Here is a 17,117-nt window from a genome sequence, read left to right as displayed (position 1 = left end):
CTGAGCCTTAATTCGGCTCCGCGCCGTCCGGGGCTTCCGGTACTGAGACCTCGCCTTCCGCAGTTGCTTCGGTCTCGACTTCGTCGGTCTCCGTCTCGGAAATCCGCTCGACCGACACCACCTTTTCACCATCCGCCGTATTGAAGATAGTGACGCCCTTTGTCGAGCGTCCGGCAATGCGGATACCGTTGACCGGCACGCGGATGAGCTGGCCGCCATCGGAAACGAGCAGGATCTGATCCGAAGACTCCACCGGGAACAACGAGACCAGCTTGCCGATTTCGTCGGTCTTGGACGTATCAGTTGCGCGGATGCCCTTGCCGCCGCGGCCGGAAACACGGAATTCATAGGACGACGACCGTTTGCCGTAGCCGTATTCGCTCACGGTCAGAACGGTTTGCTCGCGTTCGCGCAGTTCGGCGTAGCGCTCGGGCGCGAGGTCGGCAATGTCTGTCGCCTCTTCGCCGACGAGATTGATCTCCTCCACATCATCGGCGCCTTGCGCACGGCGTTCCGCCGCTGCCTGTTTGAGATAGGCCGAGCGTTCTGCCGGGCTCGCATCGACATGGCCGAGGATCGACATGGAGATGATCTTGTCGCCATTGGCCAGATTCATGCCGCGCACGCCGATGGAATTGCGGCCGGCGAAAACCCGCACGTCCGTAACCGGGAAGCGAATGCACTGACCGCCGGCGGCCGTGAGCAGCACGTCGTCAAACTCGTCGCATGTATCGACGCTGAGGATTTCATCGCCCTCCTCGTCGAGCTTCATGGCGATCTTGCCGTTGCGGTTGACCTGGATGAAATCCGACAGCTTGTTGCGGCGAACCGTGCCGCGTGTGGTTGCGAACATCACATCGAGGTTGGCCCAGCTGGATTCGTCTTCCGGCAGCGGCATGATCGTCGTTATGCGCTCACCCTGTTCGAGCGGCAGCATGTTGATCAGGGCCTTGCCGCGCGACTGCGGCGTGCCGATCGGCAAGCGCCAGACCTTTTCCTTGTAGACGATGCCGCGCGACGAGAAGAAAAGGACCGGCGTATGCGTGTTGGCCACGAACAGGCGCGTAACCGAATCCTCATCCTTCATGGTGACGCCCGAGCGCCCCTTGCCACCGCGGCGCTGCGCGCGATAGGTCGCAAGCGGTACACGCTTGATATAGCCGGCATGGCTGACAGTGACGACCATGTCTTCACGGGCGATGAGATCTTCATCGTCCATGTCGGCGCCGCCTTCGGTAAGTTCGGCGCGGCGGGGCGTGCCGAATTCGTCGCGGATCGCGGCGAGCTCGTCCTTGACAATACCCATGATCCGCAGACGCGAGGCCAGGATCTCCAGATAATCCTTGATTTCGACGCCGATCTTGTTGAGTTCGTCAGCGATTTCGTCACGGCCGAGCGCCGTCAGGCGCTGCAGGCGCAGATCGAGAATGGCACGCGCCTGCTCTTCAGAGAGGTTGTAGGTGTTGTCGTCATTAAGCTTGTGGCGCGGATCGGCAATGAGCAGGATCAGCGGCGCGACCTCGCTTGCAGGCCAGCGGCGCTCCATCAACTGGTCGCGGGCCGTAGCCGGGTCCGGAGCGCGACGGATCAGCGCTATGATCTCATCTATGTTCGCGACGGCAATCGCAAGACCCACCAACACATGTGCCCGGTCACGGGCCTTGCGCAGCAGATACTTGGTACGGCGGCTGACGACTTCCTCGCGGAAACTGACGAATGCGCGCAGAATGTCGAGCAGGTTGAGAAGGCCGGGCTTGCCGCCATTGAGCGCCACCATATTGGCGCCAAACGAGGTCTGCAGCGGCGTGAAGCGATAAAGCTGGTTTAGGATGACATCCGCCACCGCATCGCGCTTCAATTCGACAACGACACGGTAGCCGTCGCGGTCGGATTCGTCGCGAATGTCGGAAATGCCCTCGATGCGCTTTTCGCGCACCAGATCGGCCATCTTCTCGATCATCGCCGCCTTGTTCACCTGATAGGGAACCTCGGTAATGATGATCGCCTCGCGGTCACCGCGCATGCTTTCGATGGCAACCCTGCCGCGCATCAGGATCGAGCCGCGGCCAGTGCTGTAAGCCGAATAAATGCCGGAACGGCCAAGGACAAGACCGCCGGTCGGGAAATCCGGACCTGGAATAATTTCCATCAGTTCCGGCAATTCGATCGCCGGATTGTCGATAAGCGCGATACAGCCGTTGATTACCTCGGAAAGGTTGTGCGGCGGCACGTTCGTCGCCATGCCGACGGCGATACCGCCGGAACCATTGACCAGAAGATTGGGGAAGCGCGCCGGCAGTACCGTCGGCTCCTGCTCGCGGCCGTCATAATTGTCCTGGAAATCGACCGTCTCCTTGTCGATGTCCTCGAGAAGCGATTCCGTGACCTTTTCGAGGCGACATTCGGTGTACCGCATCGCCGCCGGTGAATCGCCGTCGATCGAGCCGAAATTGCCCTGGCCGTCGACGAGCGGGTCGCGCAGCGACCAATCCTGCGCCATGCGGACGAGCGCGTCATAGATCGAGGCGTCACCGTGCGGATGGAACTTACCCATCACCTCACCGACGACACCGGCCGACTTGCGGTACGATCTGTTCCAGGACAGGCCCATCTCGTTCATCGCGTGCAGGATACGCCTGTGCACCGGCTTCAGACCATCGCGAACATCGGGCAAAGCCCGGCTGACGATCACGCTCATGGCGTAATCGAGATAGGAACGCTGCATTTCCTCGATGATGGAAATCGGCTCGATACCGGAACTGGGCCCGGATTTATCGTCTTCAGGTCCGGATGGTGGAGTTAGGTCAGACACGAGGCACTCATCTTTCGTATGGAATCAATCTTTGATCTTATAGCGGCTTTCATCGCGAAAAGCCAACAAACGGGGTCAGAATTCACAGCAGAAAACCATTTGATATCAAATGGATAGAAGAGATTTTCTCATGCGATGAAATTGTTGGGCGTGAAATCGCATGTTTCTCGACGTTGGATATTGAATCCGGTAGGTTGGCTGGGCTCTTAACCGAGAAGAAAAGCAAAATCGTGGCGTTCTACGACACCATTCTCAATGCCCTAGTCACCCTGATGGTGACCATCGATCCTCCGGGGCTGGCGCCGCTGTTTCTGGCGCTCACGCGCGGCATGAACCGCAGTGAACGCAGCCAGGTCGGATTGAGAGCAAGCATCATCGCCTTCGGTATCCTCACCATATTCGCCGTCGCCGGCGCGCAGATTCTCGCGCTGTTCGGCATCACGCTTGGCGCCTTCCGTGTGGCCGGTGGTCTGCTGCTGTTCTGGATCGCCTTCGAAATGATCTTCGAGCGCCGCACCGAGCGCAAGGAAAAGAGCGCCGAGGTTGCCATCACCAAGGATCACATCCGCAATGTTGCCGCCTTCCCGCTGGCGATCCCGCTCATTGCCGGTCCCGGCGCCATCTCGGCGACCATCCTACTTGCCGGCACGCTTTCCGAGCCAACGTCGCGCGTTGCCCTCATCGGCATTATTCTGGTCTGTATAGCCGCCTGTTACGTGGTCTTTCTGCTCGCCGAACGCGTCGACCGCTTCCTTGGCGAAACCGGCCGCTCGATCCTGACCCGCCTGCTCGGCGTCATCCTGGCCGCCCTCGCGGTCCAGTTCGTGGCCGATGGGATACGGACGCTCGTCCAGGGCTGACCTTGGCTCAAGCTACGCTGACTTGTCTTCCTCCGCGGCATCGCGCTGCGTGATCAGCCTGGCGCTGCGCACGCCGCTCACCGATATCCACAGCCAGCTCAGCGCCACGGCGAGGCGATTGCGCACACCGATCAGGTAGTAGATGTGGGCGAGGCCCCATAGCCACCAGGCGAGATAGCCCTTGAGCTTGAACCAGCCGAAATCGGTCACCGCGGCGCGCTTGCCGATGGTCGCGAGATCGCCGGCGTGATGGTAGACGAAGGGCTTCGGCGCATTGTCGCCCGCAAGCCTCGCCTTGATTGTCTTTGCTATGTGCTTGCCCTGTTGCTTGGCGGCAGGTGCGATGCCCGGCACCGTGCCCTTGTCGCCATTCGCCACCGTTGCGGTATCGCCGATCACGAAAATCTCAGGGTGGCCCGGCACGGTGAGATCTGGATTGACGACGACCCGCCCGGCGCGATCGGCCGGAACGCCCAGCCATTTGGCAGCGGGCGATGCCTGCACGCCCGCCGCCCAGATAATCGTGCGGGCACGCAGCGTCTGGCCGGCGAATTCGACCCCGTCTGCATGGCACGCGGTAACCGGATTGCCGAGATGGACGGTCACGCCGAGCTTTTCCAGCGCCATCTTGGCATAGGCGGACATGTCTTCCTTGAAGGCGCCAAGCACGCGGCTCCCGCCTTCAATCAGCACGACTCGCGCGCTGGCTGGGTCGATCTCCCTGAAATCGCCCTTCAGCGTGTCGCGGGCAAGGTCAGCAATTGTCCCGGCAATTTCGACGCCGGTCGGCCCGCCGCCGATGATGACGAACGTCAGATATTGTGCCCGTTTTTGCGGATCAGGCTCGCGCTCGGCCATCTCAAAAGCCGTAAGAATGCGCCGCCGGATCGCGGTCGCGTCCTCCAGCGTCTTCAGGCCGGGCGCAAATGGCTCCCAGTCGTCATGGCCGAAATAGGCATGGCGGGCGCCGGTAGCGAGCACGAGCGTGTCATAGGGAATAACGTCGCCATCCGCCGTAATCACCGTCTTGGCGGCCGTATCCACGGCTTCCACGCTGCCAAGCAGCGTCAAGACATTCTTGTAGCGCCGCAACAGATGCCGGATCGGCCAGGCGATCTCGGATGTTGCGAGGGTCGACGTTGCCACCTGATAGAGCAAGGGCTGGAAAAGATGGTGGTTGCGCTGGTCTACGACAGTGATAGCAACATCGACACCGCGAAGATTGTAGACGGTCTCGAGCCCGCCAAAACCACCGCCGACAACGACGATACGGTGCTGCACTGGAGTCTGATCTTCCGTCATCGTTGGCTCCGCTGGACAAACCGCATGCCTGTCTAGCAGAGGGCCCGGCGAACTACAATTATGCGTTCGAACCAACCAGTGCGGCCCAGCGGCCCGGTTTTACGCCAAACGCCTTCTTGAACTGCCGGTTGAGGTGGCTCTGGTCGCTGAAGCCAGTATCGGCGGCGATCTCCGCAAGAGGCTCGCCCATCCTTATCATGTCGCGGGCACGCTGCAGACGGCGCATGAGCAGGAAACGATGCGGGCTGGTCGCGTACACCGCCCTGAATTGCCTCGATAAAGCATAGCGATCAAGGCCACTTATTGCCTCAAGCTCATCCGATCTTACAAGACGCAAGGCGTGCGCCTCAAGATAATCGCGAACAAGTGCCACCTGCCTTACCGCAAGTTTGTCGGTCGGCTTGGGCGATTGCCGGGCGACGCGCGACAGTCCCTGCGCCAACCGCGAGATGACATCATCGACAAGAAGCTCGTCCAGCTCCTCATCGAGATTATCAAGCGCTGCGGAAAGCGCCGCCGCGATCATCGGATCGCTAAGCACCGGATCGCGCACGAATGGCAGCGAACTAGCAGGACCAAGCGAATCCAGTGCCAATGAGGGTTCCAGATAGAGCATGCGATACCGCAGGCCGACCTCGGTCCCCGCCCCGCCATCATGCATCTCGTCCGGATGCAGGACGATGACGTTGCCGGGAAGGCTGCATCGGCGCTCACCGCGATACCAGAAGGATTGCACGCCGTGCAGCGTCAGGCCGATCGCATAGGTATCATGCCGATGCAGTTCATAGGCATTGGCGGCAAAACGCGCCTCGATCCTTTCGAGCCCCGGATTGGAGGGCGCCGCAACGATCGCGTCCTCCAGCGATGGTTCGCACAAACGTCCAAGACGCTCTGCGGCCGCTTCCCCTAGAACATTGTTCATCCGCTCAACCCGAACCTGCAAAGGCTAGTATATTTATGTTCGACACGAAAATTGCAATTGTTCTGCGCGATGACCTTGCCCCTTGGCAGACGCTGAATGTTACTGCTTTCCTGATGAGCGGCATCGTTGCAGAGACGCCAAACGTGATCGGCGAGCCCTATCGCGACCGCGACGGCAATATCTACAATTCCTTATCAATTCAGCCCGTCATCGTCCTTGCGGCCGACCACGCAACGATTTCCACGATCCATCGTCGCTCGCTCGAACGCGATGTCCGCACCTGCCTCTATGTCGAGGAAATGTTCTCGACCGGTCATGACGCAGCAAATCGCGCCATCTTTGCGAAATTCGCGCCTTCGGATGCGAAGGTCGTAGGAATTGCCATGCGCGCCGACAAGAAGCTGGTCGACAAGATCACCAAGGGCGCCCGCATGCACCCGTGATCCGCAAGGCAAATGCCGGCCTATGACAATCCGGTCGTCAGGCCAAGGACGGCGAGGTAGCGGCCGATCTTTGCTATCGCCACCAGGATGACGAAACTGGCAAGGGGTTCGCGCAGAACACCGGCAACCACCGTCAGCGGATCGCCGACGATCGGCATCCAGCTCAAAAGCAGCGTCCAGCGCCCAAAGCGTCGATACCATGATGCGGCGCGGTCGAGCTGCGCGCTGTTCGCCGGAAACCACGTGCGGTCGCGAAAGCGATCGATACCGCGTCCAAGACCCCAGTTGACGACCGAGCCCAAAATATTTCCGGCACTCGCCACCGCAATCAGACCGGCGGGCGGGTAGGCATTGCTGAGCAGGAGTCCGGCCAGTGCCGCCTCCGACTGCATTGGCAGGATGGTTGCGGCCGCAAAAGCAATGGCGAACAGTCCGGCATAGACCGCGAAATCTGCTGGCATCGCTATGCGCGCGGCTCGACCAGCCACAGCCGGGTATTTTGTTCAGGCATGCGAAACATCGGGACCGTTTTCACGAGAAGCTCGGCACCTCGTTCCACACGTCATGGGCCGCGTCAATGTCCCGAGAACACCAATACCTGAACCGGCAGCAATATGGCCTGAATCCGCAGGATCGCCGCATGGACAAGCCCGACCGCATCGACGCCATGCAGGAAAAAGCGATGCAGCGTGCCAAGATCCTTTGATTCGAGAGCTGCGTGATTGCTGGTGTAGGCATTGGCGATGCAACTGCTTCCGGGAGGAATGCCTTCCAGGGCACCCGCAAATATCGGTTCGAGAAAGACGGTCAAAGTTCCTGGCTGGGCGATCTGCTGAACGTCGATCAGTTGATCGGTCGGACGCAACTGGCCGGCGGCAATCACGTCCTGCACCTGGGTGACCACCATGGGAATGATGGTGAAGGGCTTGCCGATGCAGGTCGCCTCGGCGATCATCCCGGGCTTCATGACCTGCGCTTCAATCTGGTTGAAGCCGGCAATGAGAGCAACGCGGCCGGCCTCGGTTGGCACGAGGATCCCGGCCGGACGCAGGAGCGAATTGACGAAATCTCCAGGCCGCAATGTGAACTGGTGGACGGTCCCCGCGACGCCGGCGCGCACGATCATCTTGTCGAGCTCGACCTGCGCCTGCGCCAATGCAGCCTCGGCACTCGATCTCTGCGCGGGCAGCAGCGCGGCGATGCGCGCCTGCAGCGTCTCCTTGTTGGCGACAGCGGCATCGACGGCGCCTTTGCGGCCATCCACGACGACCTGCAGGCGCTCGATCTCACGCGGGGCGACCACATTGGCGTTGCGCCGCATGATCTCCTGCTTCGTATTGAGTTCGTCGATGGCCTGCTGGAGCGCGCCCTGCGCTTGCTGGATCATGCCGTCCGCGCCCGCAAGTTCGGTTTTGGCCACCGCAGAGGCCGCGTCAACCTCGGCAATGCCGCGTTGCGCTGTTTCCTTGGCGGCTTCCTGCTCCGAGCTGTCAAGCCGGAACAGCGGCGCACCCGCCGTTACAGTCTCATTGTTGGTCACATAGACTTCGGCGACGCGCCCACTGGTCTCGGGCAGGATCGTGACGGTGCGGAAAATGGCGGTGACGTTGTTCGTTGTCGGGTGAAAGTAGAAAATCGTCGTAATCAGGAGGACCGTCAGCAGCAGGCAGGCGGTTATGCCCCAGCGCAGTTCATACCACATCGTATAGAGCGTAATCTCGCGGCCGATGCGCTTGCCCTGGACATAGCGGCGAAAAAGGTAGTCGGGAAACACGGTGAGCATCGAGCAGAGCAGCAACTCGAACATGGCTCAGATCCCCTCGCCTTTGCCGGCGATTTTCTCGGCGTCGGTAGCAGCAGCATCTTCGTCTGTAAGCGCCGAACTCTCACGGCCCGAGATGCGCTCCAACGATTGGGCGATTGAACTCATCGGCGTCGAAAAGTCGGGAAACTCGATCATCGCGAGCAGCAGGCCAATGATCCAGTAGATGTGATTGTGGGTAAACAGCGAAATCAACGCCAGCACGGCGACGATCTCGATCTGCACCTTGCTCGTGCGGTGCGCCATGCGCTCCGGCACTGCGTGAAGCTGAAAATAGAGATTGCCGACGACCAGCACCACGATGAGCAGAAAGACAACGACGGCGTTGAAGAGCCAGTCGCTGTGTCCAGGCACAGGAATAAACGACGGCAGATGGTCAACCACCGCGGGGTTCATTTTTTCGGCCATAACGGCCTCCTCCCACATGCAGAAAGTTCGGGCCCCAAGCGTGCAAGCACACGCACGCAAGCTACAACCTACACGTTGGATCGGCTAAAAAAAGTACGTTACGGTAACTTTCCGTAGGCGGATCTAGAAGTTACGCTGGAAGCGGACAATACCGCCGATCGCGTCATCGTCGCCGAACTCGCTCTCCGCCTGTTCCTTGCGGGCCCCGCCAAACTTGGTGTAGTCGATTTCAGGCCTGATGATGAAGCCGGGCACAAGTTCGTAGTTGACGTTGAGGGCAAGAGCCCATGTGCCCTGCTCTTCATAAGCCGCCTGGCCGTTGATGGTCGCCTTTTCGGTGACTTTTACCGCAAAGCCGCCCCACCCGGCCCAATCACCCTCCCACAGACCGTACCAATTGCGGTTCTGGTTCGTGTTGAAGGAATCTGAATCGTAGTCGGATTGATATCCCGCCATGATCCATGCCGATATGGAGTCGGTAAGGCTGACGTCGAGGCGAGCCTTTACGCCGACATCGTCCTGCACGGAATCATAGCCGACGACGGCGCCGATCTGGCCCCAGCCCTGCTGGAGTTTCACGCCGGCGAGCACATGCGGCATGTAATCGTCGATGACGTAATCGTAGCCGTTGAATTCCTCGCCTTGCTCGGCAGCGACAATCGCGGAAAAACCATTGCCTCCCTTGAACGTATAGCTGACCTGATTGCTGGAAAGGCTGTCGGAGCCATATTGGATCACGTCATCCTGAATGATCGCCTCGCCCGCATAGCCCAGCCAGGAGCCGAAAAGGACGTCATTCACGCCGATCTGGAAGCCGCCGAGTTCAATATAGCCCTGATGCAGCGAGGCGCCGCCGTCACTGCCGTTGGTGAATTGGAAGCGGGTATCGGCAAAGGAACGCAGCGTGCCAAGCTCGGTTTCGGAACGGGCGTCGAAACGGATTTCGGCGCGCGTGCGCGCATACCAGGTGTCATCGTCTCCCCCGATGTGGCCGCCGGTATAGGGATCATCGCCGCCGGCGACATCAACGCGCAGATAGCCGTTCACCTTCAGGCAAGTCTCCGTGCCTGGAAGATAGAAGAAACCCTTGCCGTAGGCATCGCATACGCGCACATATTCGACGGGCTCGGGCTCAGCGACGACAACCGCATCGGCTGCATACGCCGCCGATGTCGTCAAAATCGCTGCGACTGAAGAGAAAAGAAGCGTTCGAACAGCCATGAGGTCCCCCAGGGTGTACCGGCAACATTCAAACGAAAATCGGGAAAACTGCGACGCCCCCGAATGTTGCGCTAATCCCAACTACATCGAACAATCTATACCACGCATGGAAAGCCAATACTGTCGCCATGCCGCCACACCTCAGAGCTTTCCAGGAGGCTCAAAGCAACCTAGCATTGCAACTTGTCAGTGATACGACGGGCCGACGGCCGGCGGCATCGGTTGGGACTAAGGTCGGTCACTCCCGGGCCCTTGGTCGTAGTTCGATTTACCGAGCGCCTGATCTATTTCTATCTTGCGGAAATCATTGCAGAATTTGTCCGTGCACATTTCCCCGTAATGGCACGAGGCTCGGATCAATACCGAGCCTCTTTTTTTAAGCTCTACAGGCCTCGAAGCAGCGAATGTCACTTTCGGGGCCAAAGGGAACAAGCCAAAGCGGCCAAAGATAGGGAAAAAGCTCAGTTGATTGCAGTCTGCACTATCGTTGAGGAACTGTCTTCATCTGAACTGTGTTCCCCCCCTGCGGGTCGATGCGTTCCTCAGAACGGGATTTCGTCGTCGAGATCGCGCGAGAAATTCCCGCCGGAACTGGAGGAACTGCTCGACGACGAGGCGTTGGAACGCCCGAAGTCGGAGCCATAATCATTGTCGGAAACCTGCCCGCGCGCCGAATTGTTGTCGAAGGACCGGCCACCGCCCTCGCCGCGCGAATCCAGCATCTGGAGTTCGCCGCGGAACTTCTGCAGCACGACCTCGGTCGAGTAGCGGTCATTGCCGGTCTGGTCCTGCCATTTGCGTGTCTGCAGGGCGCCTTCAAGATAGACCTTCATGCCCTTCTTCAAATATTGCTCAGCGACCTTAGCGAGATTGTCGTTGAAGATGACGACGCTATGCCACTCGGTCTTTTCCTTGCGCTCGCCGCTGTTCTTGTCGCGCCAGCTTTCCGAGGTGGCGATGCGCAGATTGACGACAGGATCGCCCGAACCGAGCCGCCGCACTTCCGGGTCAGCGCCAAGATTGCCTACCAGAATGACCTTGTTGACACTGCCTGCCATGATATGAACTCCATCAACCCTGTTCTAAAAATTTCGGCCATCATACAGAACGAGCACGGACGGCGGGCAATTCATTACCGCTATCCACAATATACAGCCCGCGCATTTCCCGCTTCGCCATCCAACTGACAGGCTCCTGCCAAATCTGTCAGGAGGTTTGGCATATGATTGTTGTGCAACCTGTCGCCAGGATGCCGGACAATGCACTTTCATCGCGAAGCGCTTTGCGACGATCGGCAAGTCTCTTGCCCTTTGTTCTATTTTTGTTCTATCACTTGCCCTAGCAATGTCAACATGGCTATGGTGATTCCGACCGGGTTTGATCTCGCAAATCGCCAAAGACTTTCTAAATAAGGGAAAGTCTCTCGCCTGAGAGCAATCCCTCCTTCCAAACGGCGTGCCTCAAAGGCAAGACTCATGAGCGATCAGAAGTATATTTCCATTCGCGGTGCTCGCGAACACAACTTGAAGAATATTGACCTCGATCTGCCGCGCGACAAGCTGATTGTCATGACGGGGCTGTCCGGATCGGGGAAGTCGTCGCTCGCCTTCGACACGATCTATGCGGAGGGACAGCGTCGCTATGTCGAGAGCCTGTCGGCCTATGCGCGGCAATTCCTTGAAATGATGCAGAAGCCGGACGTCGACCAGATCGATGGCCTGTCGCCGGCTATCTCGATCGAGCAGAAGACAACCAGCCGCAATCCGCGTTCCACGGTCGGCACGGTTACGGAAATCTATGATTATCTGCGCCTGCTGTTCGCGCGCGTCGGTATTCCCTATTCGCCGGCAACGGGGCTGCCGATTGAAAGCCAGACGGTCAGCCAGATGGTCGATCGCGTCCTGGCGCTTGAGGAAGGCACGCGCCTTTTCATTCTCGCGCCGATCGTCCGCGGCCGTAAGGGTGAGTACCGCAAGGAACTGGCGGACCTGCAGAAACGCGGCTTCCAGCGCGTCAAGGTGGACGGCATCTTTTATGAAATCGCCGATGTCCCTGCGCTCGACAAGAAATACAAGCACGATATCGACGTTGTGGTCGATCGTATCGTCGTGCGCCCGGACATGTCGGCGCGCCTTGCCGACAGTCTCGAGACCTGCCTGAAACTCGCCGACGGCATCGCGATTGCGGAATTTGCCGACAAGCCGTTGCCGGCGGACGAGACGGCGAGTGAATCCGCCAACAAGTCCAAGAACGAGACCCATGAACGGCTCATGTTCTCGGAAAAATTTGCCTGCCCGGTTTCGGGATTTACAATTCCCGAGATCGAGCCGCGGCTGTTCTCGTTCAACAATCCATTCGGCGCCTGCCCGACCTGCGATGGACTCGGCACGCAAAAGGCCATCGATCCGACCATGATCGTGCCTGATGAGAATGTGACCCTCAAGAACGGAGCCATCTCCCCGTGGTCGAAGTCGAGCTCGCCCTACTACAACCAGACGCTGGACGCGCTCGGCGCAGCCTATGGCTTCAAGCTTGGCGACCGTTGGAGCGATTTGAGCGAAGAGGCCCAAAAAGCCATCCTCTATGGCACCGGCAACCGCGAAGTCCAGTTCGCCTATGATGACGGTCTGCGGTCGTACCGCACGACCAAGCCTTTCGAGGGCGTCATTCCAAACCTCGAGCGTCGCTGGAAGGAAACGGATTCCGCCTGGTCGCGTGAGGAAATCGAACGCTTCATGTCCGGCACCCCCTGCCCGGCCTGCAACGGCTACCGGCTGAAGCCCGAGGCACTGGCCGTCAAGATCGGCGGATTGCACATCGGCGAGGTCACCGAGAAGTCCATCCGCCATGCCGACGCCTGGTTCCGCGACATCGACAAGACGTTTAACGAAAAGCAGACCGAGATTGCCGCGCGCATTCTCAAGGAGATCCGCGAGCGCCTGCGCTTTCTGAACGATGTCGGCCTCGATTATCTCGCGCTATCGCGCAATTCCGGCACCTTGTCGGGCGGCGAGAGCCAGCGTATCCGGCTCGCCTCGCAAATAGGCTCCGGCCTGACGGGCGTGCTTTACGTCCTCGATGAGCCGTCCATTGGCCTGCACCAGCGCGACAACGAACAATTGTTGAAGACGCTGCGTCACCTGCGGGATCTCGGCAACACGGTGATCGTCGTCGAACATGATGAAGACGCGATCCTGACAGCTGATTATGTCGTCGACATCGGACCGGCTGCTGGTATCCATGGCGGCGAAATCATCGCCCAGGGAACGCCCGCCGACATCATGGCGAACCCAAAATCGCTGACCGGCAAATACCTTTCCGGCGCGATCGAAGTAGCCGTGCCATCAGAGCGGCGCAAGCTGAACAAGAAGCGCATCAAGGTCGTTGGCGCACGCGGCAACAATCTCAAGAATGTTTCGGCGGAAATCCCGCTCGGCACCTTTACGGCGGTGACGGGCGTGTCGGGCGGCGGCAAGTCGACCTTCCTCATTGAAACACTTTTCAAGGCTGCGTCGCGGCGCATCATGGGTTCGCGGGAGCACCCGGCGGAGCACGATCGCATCGACGGACTCGAATATCTCGACAAGGTGATCGATATCGACCAGTCTCCCATCGGTCGCACGCCGCGCTCAAATCCGGCGACCTATACCGGTGCGTTCACGCCCATCCGCGACTGGTTTGCGGGGCTTCCCGAGGCGAAAGCCCGCGGTTACCAGCCCGGCCGCTTTTCCTTCAACGTCAAGGGCGGGCGCTGCGAAGCCTGCCAGGGCGATGGCGTCATCAAGATCGAAATGCACTTTCTGCCCGACGTCTATGTCACCTGCGACGTCTGTCACGGCAAGCGCTACAATCGCGAAACGCTCGAAGTATTGTTCAAGGGCAAGTCGATTGCCGACGTGCTCGATATGACGGTCGAGGAAGGCGCGGAGTTCTTCGCCGCCGTTCCGGCCGTTCGCGACAAGTTGCAAACCCTGGCCAAGGTCGGCCTCGGTTATATTCATGTGGGACAGCAAGCCAACACGCTTTCCGGCGGCGAGGCGCAACGCATCAAGCTCGCCAAGGAACTGTCGCGCAAGGCTACCGGCCGCACGCTCTACATCCTCGACGAGCCGACGACCGGCCTGCACTTCCACGACGTGGCGAAGCTCCTCGAAGTGCTGCACGAACTGGTCGACCAGGGCAATACGGTGGTGGTCATCGAGCACAACCTCGAAGTGATCAAGACTGCGGACTGGGTGATCGATCTTGGGCCGCATGGCGGCGACGGCGGCGGCGAGATCGTTGCGGTCGGACGTCCCGAGGACATTATCGAGGTCGATCGCTCCTATACCGGTCATTTCCTCAAGGAACTTCTGAACCGGCGTCCCGGCCACAAAGCGCAGGCCGCCGCCGAGTGATCAAGAACCCGCCACGACCGTGGTGGGTTTTTCGTATTGGCATAGCGGGAGGAGAATAAATGACCGACAGCGGAACCGTGCGCACCGGCATCGGCGGATGGATCTTCGAACCCTGGCGCGGCACCTTCTATCCGAAGGGTCTGTCGAAGACCAAGGAACTGGAGTATGCCGGCCAGCACCTTCAGACCATCGAGATCAACAGCACCTACTACAGCACGCAAAAGCCGGCGACTTTCGCCAAATGGGCCTCGCAGGTGCCGGATGGTTTTATCTTCTCGGTCAAGGGCCATCGCTTCGTCACCAATCGGGGGGTGCTGGCGGAAGCCGGTGAATCCATCGAATTTTTCTGCAAGTCCGGAGTGGTCGAACTCGGTGACAGGCTCGGCCCGCTCGTCTGGCAATTCGCGCCGACGAAAAAATTCAACGCCGAGGATTTCGGCGCGTTCCTCGATCTTCTGCCGGAAAAGGAAGCGGGGCACGCGCTCCGCCATGCCGTGGAAGTCCGCAACCCCTCCTTCGTCGATCCGGATTTCATTGCGCTTGCCCGCAAGAAGAACGTTGCAGTGGTTTACGCCGAGCACTTCGAATATCCCGAAATCGCCGATGTGACCGCGGATTTCGTCTATGCGCGTTTGCAGAAAGGTGACGATGCAGTCGAGACAGCCTATCCGACGGAAGCCCTCGACAAATGGGCCGACCGCGCCAAGGACTGGGCAAAGGGCAACGTACCCGAGGATCTGCCGCTTGCCGCTCCCGACGAGAAGGCGCATAAGCGCCAACGCGACGTGTTTGTTTATTTCATCCATGAAGGCAAAGTGCGCGCTCCGCAGGCAGCTCAAGCACTCGCACAGCGGATCAAGCAGTAAGCCGGCACTCGCACCTCGGATTACCGCATAATTTTTATGCAGTTTGCTTATTTTTTAATCTGGACCCTCGGCCCTTTTTCGAGGTTATCGTACGTTGGAATAACGCGGCGGGGACAAATGCGCCGCCCTCTACGCCGTAACGTCGATATTTGTGACTACGCCGCCGAATTGGCATAGTTCCTGCTTTTGTTGAGGCAAGCGGGCAAGAGGCTCGTTTTGTGTACATAGGGAGATTATTCTCTGATGAAGAAAATCGAAGCCATCATCAAACCATTCAAGCTGGATGAGGTGAAAGAGGCACTGCAGGAAGTGGGGCTTCAAGGCATTACCGTTACCGAAGCAAAGGGCTTCGGCCGCCAGAAGGGCCATACGGAACTCTATCGCGGCGCCGAGTACGTCGTCGATTTCCTGCCGAAAGTGAAGGTCGAGATCGTTCTCGGCGACGATTCCGTCGAGGCCGCCATCGAGGCGATCCGCAAGGCCGCGCAAACCGGCCGCATCGGCGATGGCAAGATATTCGTCTCCAACATCGAGGAAGTCGTGCGTATCCGGACAGGCGAGTCCGGCATCGACGCAATCTAAAGCTAACTCTCCCATCTGCTGGCACGTTCGGGCCGGCAAACCCAATCATCGTCACCGAGTGAGGAAAAAACATGACCACCGCCAAAGACATCCTGAAACAGATCAAGGACAACGATGTGAAGTTCCTTGACCTTCGTTTCACCGACCCCAAGGGCAAGCTGCAGCACGTGACGATGGATATTGCAGAAGTCGATGAAGACATGTTCGCCGATGGCGTCATGTTCGACGGTTCCTCGATTGCCGGCTGGAAGGCCATCAATGAGTCCGACATGGTACTGATGCCCGACACTGACACGGTTCACATGGACCCGTTCTTCGCCCAGTCGACAATGGTCATCCTGTGCGACATCCTCGACCCGATTTCCGGCGAAGCCTATAATCGCGACCCGCGCGGCACCGCCAAGAAGGCCGAGGCCTACATGAAGGCGCAGGGCGTAGGCGACACCATCTTCGTCGGTCCGGAAGCCGAATTCTTCGTCTTTGACGACGTCAAGTACAAGGCCGATCCCTACAACACAGGGTTCAAGCTCGACTCGACCGAACTGCCGTCGAACGACGACACCGACTACGAGACCGGCAATCTCGGCCACCGCCCGCGCATCAAGGGCGGCTATTTCCCGGTCCCGCCGATCGATTCCTGTCAGGACATGCGCTCGGAAATGCTGACCGTCCTCACCGAAATGGGCGTGCGCGTTGAAAAGCACCACCACGAAGTGGCGGCTGCCCAGCACGAGCTCGGCGTCAAGTTCGATGCGCTCACCCGCAACGCCGACAAGATGCTGATCTATAAGTACGTCGTGCACCAGGTTGCCAATGCCTATGGCAAGACCGCGACCTTCATGCCGAAGCCGGTTTTCGGCGACAACGGCTCGGGCATGCACGTCCACATGTCGATCTGGAGGGACGGCAAGCCGACATTCGCCGGCAATGAATATGCCGGTCTTTCCGAGAACTGCCTGTTCTTCATCGGCGGCATCATCAAGCATGCCAAGGCAATCAACGCTTTCACCAACCCGTCGACCAACTCGTACAAGCGCCTGGTACCGGGCTACGAGGCGCCGGTTCTGCTGGCCTACTCCGCCCGCAACCGTTCGGCTTCCTGCCGCATCCCCTTCGGCTCGTCGCCGAAGTCGAAGCGCGTGGAAATCCGTTTCCCCGATCCTTCGGCCAATCCTTACCTCGCTTTCAGCGCCATGCTGATGGCTGGTCTCGACGGCATCAAGAACAAGATTCATCCCGGCCAGCCGATGGACAAGGATCTTTATGACCTGCCGGCCAAGGAACTGAAGAAGATTCCGACTGTTTGCGGCAGCCTGCGCGAGGCCCTGCAGAGCCTCGACAAGGATCGCGGCTTCCTCAAGGCCGGCGGTGTCTTCGACGACGATCAGATCGATTCTTTCATCGAACTGAAGATGGCCGAGGTCATGCGTTTCGAGATGACCCCGCATCCGGTCGAGTACGACATGTACTACTCGGTGTAAG

Annotated in this window: 14 protein-coding genes; 6 read left to right on the top strand and 8 right to left on the bottom strand. The window is 59.3% G+C overall.

Features of this window, described 5'->3' with window-relative positions:
• Window positions 1–7: 7 nt before the first annotated feature.
• Window positions 8–2,725, bottom strand: a complete 2,718-nt coding sequence (gene gyrA, locus AC1DNI_RS21800) for a DNA gyrase subunit A (protein WP_477693481.1) — start codon at window positions 2,723–2,725, stop codon at window positions 8–10.
• A 317-nt stretch (window positions 2,726–3,042) separates the two neighbouring features.
• On the opposite strand from gyrA, the gene AC1DNI_RS21795 reads away from it, so the two are divergent.
• Window positions 3,043–3,672, top strand: coding sequence for a MarC family protein (locus AC1DNI_RS21795; RefSeq protein ID WP_027233224.1), 630 nt, complete (start codon window positions 3,043–3,045; stop codon window positions 3,670–3,672).
• 12 nt (window positions 3,673–3,684) lie between these two features.
• Here AC1DNI_RS21795 and AC1DNI_RS21790 read toward each other — a convergent pair whose 3' ends face one another.
• Complete coding sequence (locus AC1DNI_RS21790) at window positions 3,685–4,974, bottom strand: NAD(P)/FAD-dependent oxidoreductase (RefSeq protein WP_477693398.1); 1,290 nt, start codon at window positions 4,972–4,974, stop codon at window positions 3,685–3,687.
• A gap of 58 nt (window positions 4,975–5,032) precedes the next feature.
• The gene (locus AC1DNI_RS21785) at window positions 5,033–5,896 is read right to left on the bottom strand and encodes an AraC family transcriptional regulator (RefSeq protein ID WP_477693397.1); all 864 of its coding nucleotides are present in this window, start codon (window positions 5,894–5,896) and stop codon (window positions 5,033–5,035) included.
• A 35-nt stretch (window positions 5,897–5,931) separates the two neighbouring features.
• Between AC1DNI_RS21785 and AC1DNI_RS21780 the strand changes: the two genes are divergently transcribed.
• The gene (locus AC1DNI_RS21780) at window positions 5,932–6,339 is read left to right on the top strand and encodes a DUF2000 family protein (RefSeq protein WP_477693396.1); all 408 of its coding nucleotides are present in this window, start codon (window positions 5,932–5,934) and stop codon (window positions 6,337–6,339) included.
• A gap of 20 nt (window positions 6,340–6,359) precedes the next feature.
• Here AC1DNI_RS21780 and AC1DNI_RS21775 read toward each other — a convergent pair whose 3' ends face one another.
• The 5 genes from AC1DNI_RS21775 to AC1DNI_RS21755 form a co-directional block, all read right to left on the bottom strand.
• On the bottom strand, window positions 6,360–6,800 hold the full coding sequence (locus tag AC1DNI_RS21775) for a YqaA family protein (RefSeq protein WP_477693395.1): 441 nt from the start codon (window positions 6,798–6,800) through the stop codon (window positions 6,360–6,362).
• Between the two features lie 113 nt (window positions 6,801–6,913).
• The gene (locus tag AC1DNI_RS21770) at window positions 6,914–8,146 is read right to left on the bottom strand and encodes an HlyD family secretion protein (protein WP_477693394.1); all 1,233 of its coding nucleotides are present in this window, start codon (window positions 8,144–8,146) and stop codon (window positions 6,914–6,916) included.
• A gap of 3 nt (window positions 8,147–8,149) precedes the next feature.
• Entirely contained in the window at window positions 8,150–8,569 is a 420-nt protein-coding gene (locus AC1DNI_RS21765; protein WP_027233218.1) for a hypothetical protein, read from the bottom strand.
• Between the two features lie 123 nt (window positions 8,570–8,692).
• Window positions 8,693–9,790 carry a porin gene (locus AC1DNI_RS21760; protein ID WP_477693393.1) on the bottom strand — a complete coding sequence of 366 codons (1,098 nt, stop codon included), beginning with the start codon at window positions 9,788–9,790 and terminating at the stop codon, window positions 8,693–8,695.
• Between the two features lie 542 nt (window positions 9,791–10,332).
• Window positions 10,333–10,848, bottom strand: coding sequence for a single-stranded DNA-binding protein (locus tag AC1DNI_RS21755; RefSeq protein WP_091922962.1), 516 nt, complete (start codon window positions 10,846–10,848; stop codon window positions 10,333–10,335).
• Window positions 10,849–11,265: 417 nt separating this feature from the next.
• Between AC1DNI_RS21755 and uvrA the strand changes: the two genes are divergently transcribed.
• The 4 genes from uvrA (at window position 11,266) to glnA (ending at window position 17,116) form a co-directional block, all read left to right on the top strand.
• Window positions 11,266–14,187 (top strand): excinuclease ABC subunit UvrA, encoded by a 2,922-nt coding sequence (gene uvrA, locus AC1DNI_RS21750; RefSeq protein ID WP_477693392.1) that lies wholly within the window; start codon window positions 11,266–11,268, stop codon window positions 14,185–14,187.
• A gap of 59 nt (window positions 14,188–14,246) precedes the next feature.
• On the top strand, window positions 14,247–15,053 hold the full coding sequence (locus tag AC1DNI_RS21745) for a DUF72 domain-containing protein (RefSeq protein ID WP_477693391.1): 807 nt from the start codon (window positions 14,247–14,249) through the stop codon (window positions 15,051–15,053).
• A gap of 243 nt (window positions 15,054–15,296) precedes the next feature.
• Window positions 15,297–15,635 carry a P-II family nitrogen regulator gene (locus AC1DNI_RS21740; protein WP_027233194.1) on the top strand — a complete coding sequence of 113 codons (339 nt, stop codon included), beginning with the start codon at window positions 15,297–15,299 and terminating at the stop codon, window positions 15,633–15,635.
• A gap of 71 nt (window positions 15,636–15,706) precedes the next feature.
• Window positions 15,707–17,116: a type I glutamate--ammonia ligase gene (gene glnA / locus AC1DNI_RS21735; protein WP_027233193.1), complete on the top strand. Its 1,410-nt coding sequence runs from the start codon at window positions 15,707–15,709 to the stop codon at window positions 17,114–17,116.
• Window position 17,117 lies beyond the last annotated feature (1 nt).

The organism is Phyllobacterium sp. 01N428 (assembly GCF_056399405.1).
The sequence above is the reverse complement of the archived record's forward strand: the minus strand, read 5'-3'. Positions and strand labels throughout refer to the sequence as shown.

What these genes read in the sequence shown, in the direction of transcription:
- gyrA (WP_477693481.1), bottom strand. Translation starts at nt 2,725, where the DNA reads ATGCAGCGTTCCTATCTCGATTACGCCATGAGCGTGATCGTCAGCCGG.
- AC1DNI_RS21790 (WP_477693398.1), bottom strand. Translation starts at nt 4,974, where the DNA reads ATGACGGAAGATCAGACTCCAGTGCAGCACCGTATCGTCGTTGTCGGC.
- AC1DNI_RS21785 (WP_477693397.1), bottom strand. Translation starts at nt 5,896, where the DNA reads ATGAACAATGTTCTAGGGGAAGCGGCCGCAGAGCGTCTTGGACGTTTG.
- AC1DNI_RS21780 (WP_477693396.1), top strand. Translation starts at nt 5,932, where the DNA reads ATGTTCGACACGAAAATTGCAATTGTTCTGCGCGATGACCTTGCCCCT.
- AC1DNI_RS21775 (WP_477693395.1), bottom strand. Translation starts at nt 6,800, where the DNA reads ATGCCAGCAGATTTCGCGGTCTATGCCGGACTGTTCGCCATTGCTTTT.
- AC1DNI_RS21770 (WP_477693394.1), bottom strand. Translation starts at nt 8,146, where the DNA reads ATGTTCGAGTTGCTGCTCTGCTCGATGCTCACCGTGTTTCCCGACTAC.
- AC1DNI_RS21765 (WP_027233218.1), bottom strand. Translation starts at nt 8,569, where the DNA reads ATGGCCGAAAAAATGAACCCCGCGGTGGTTGACCATCTGCCGTCGTTT.
- AC1DNI_RS21760 (WP_477693393.1), bottom strand. Translation starts at nt 9,790, where the DNA reads ATGGCTGTTCGAACGCTTCTTTTCTCTTCAGTCGCAGCGATTTTGACG.
- AC1DNI_RS21755 (WP_091922962.1), bottom strand. Translation starts at nt 10,848, where the DNA reads ATGGCAGGCAGTGTCAACAAGGTCATTCTGGTAGGCAATCTTGGCGCT.
- uvrA (WP_477693392.1), top strand. Translation starts at nt 11,266, where the DNA reads ATGAGCGATCAGAAGTATATTTCCATTCGCGGTGCTCGCGAACACAAC.
- AC1DNI_RS21745 (WP_477693391.1), top strand. Translation starts at nt 14,247, where the DNA reads ATGACCGACAGCGGAACCGTGCGCACCGGCATCGGCGGATGGATCTTC.
- AC1DNI_RS21740 (WP_027233194.1), top strand. Translation starts at nt 15,297, where the DNA reads ATGAAGAAAATCGAAGCCATCATCAAACCATTCAAGCTGGATGAGGTG.
- glnA (WP_027233193.1), top strand. Translation starts at nt 15,707, where the DNA reads ATGACCACCGCCAAAGACATCCTGAAACAGATCAAGGACAACGATGTG.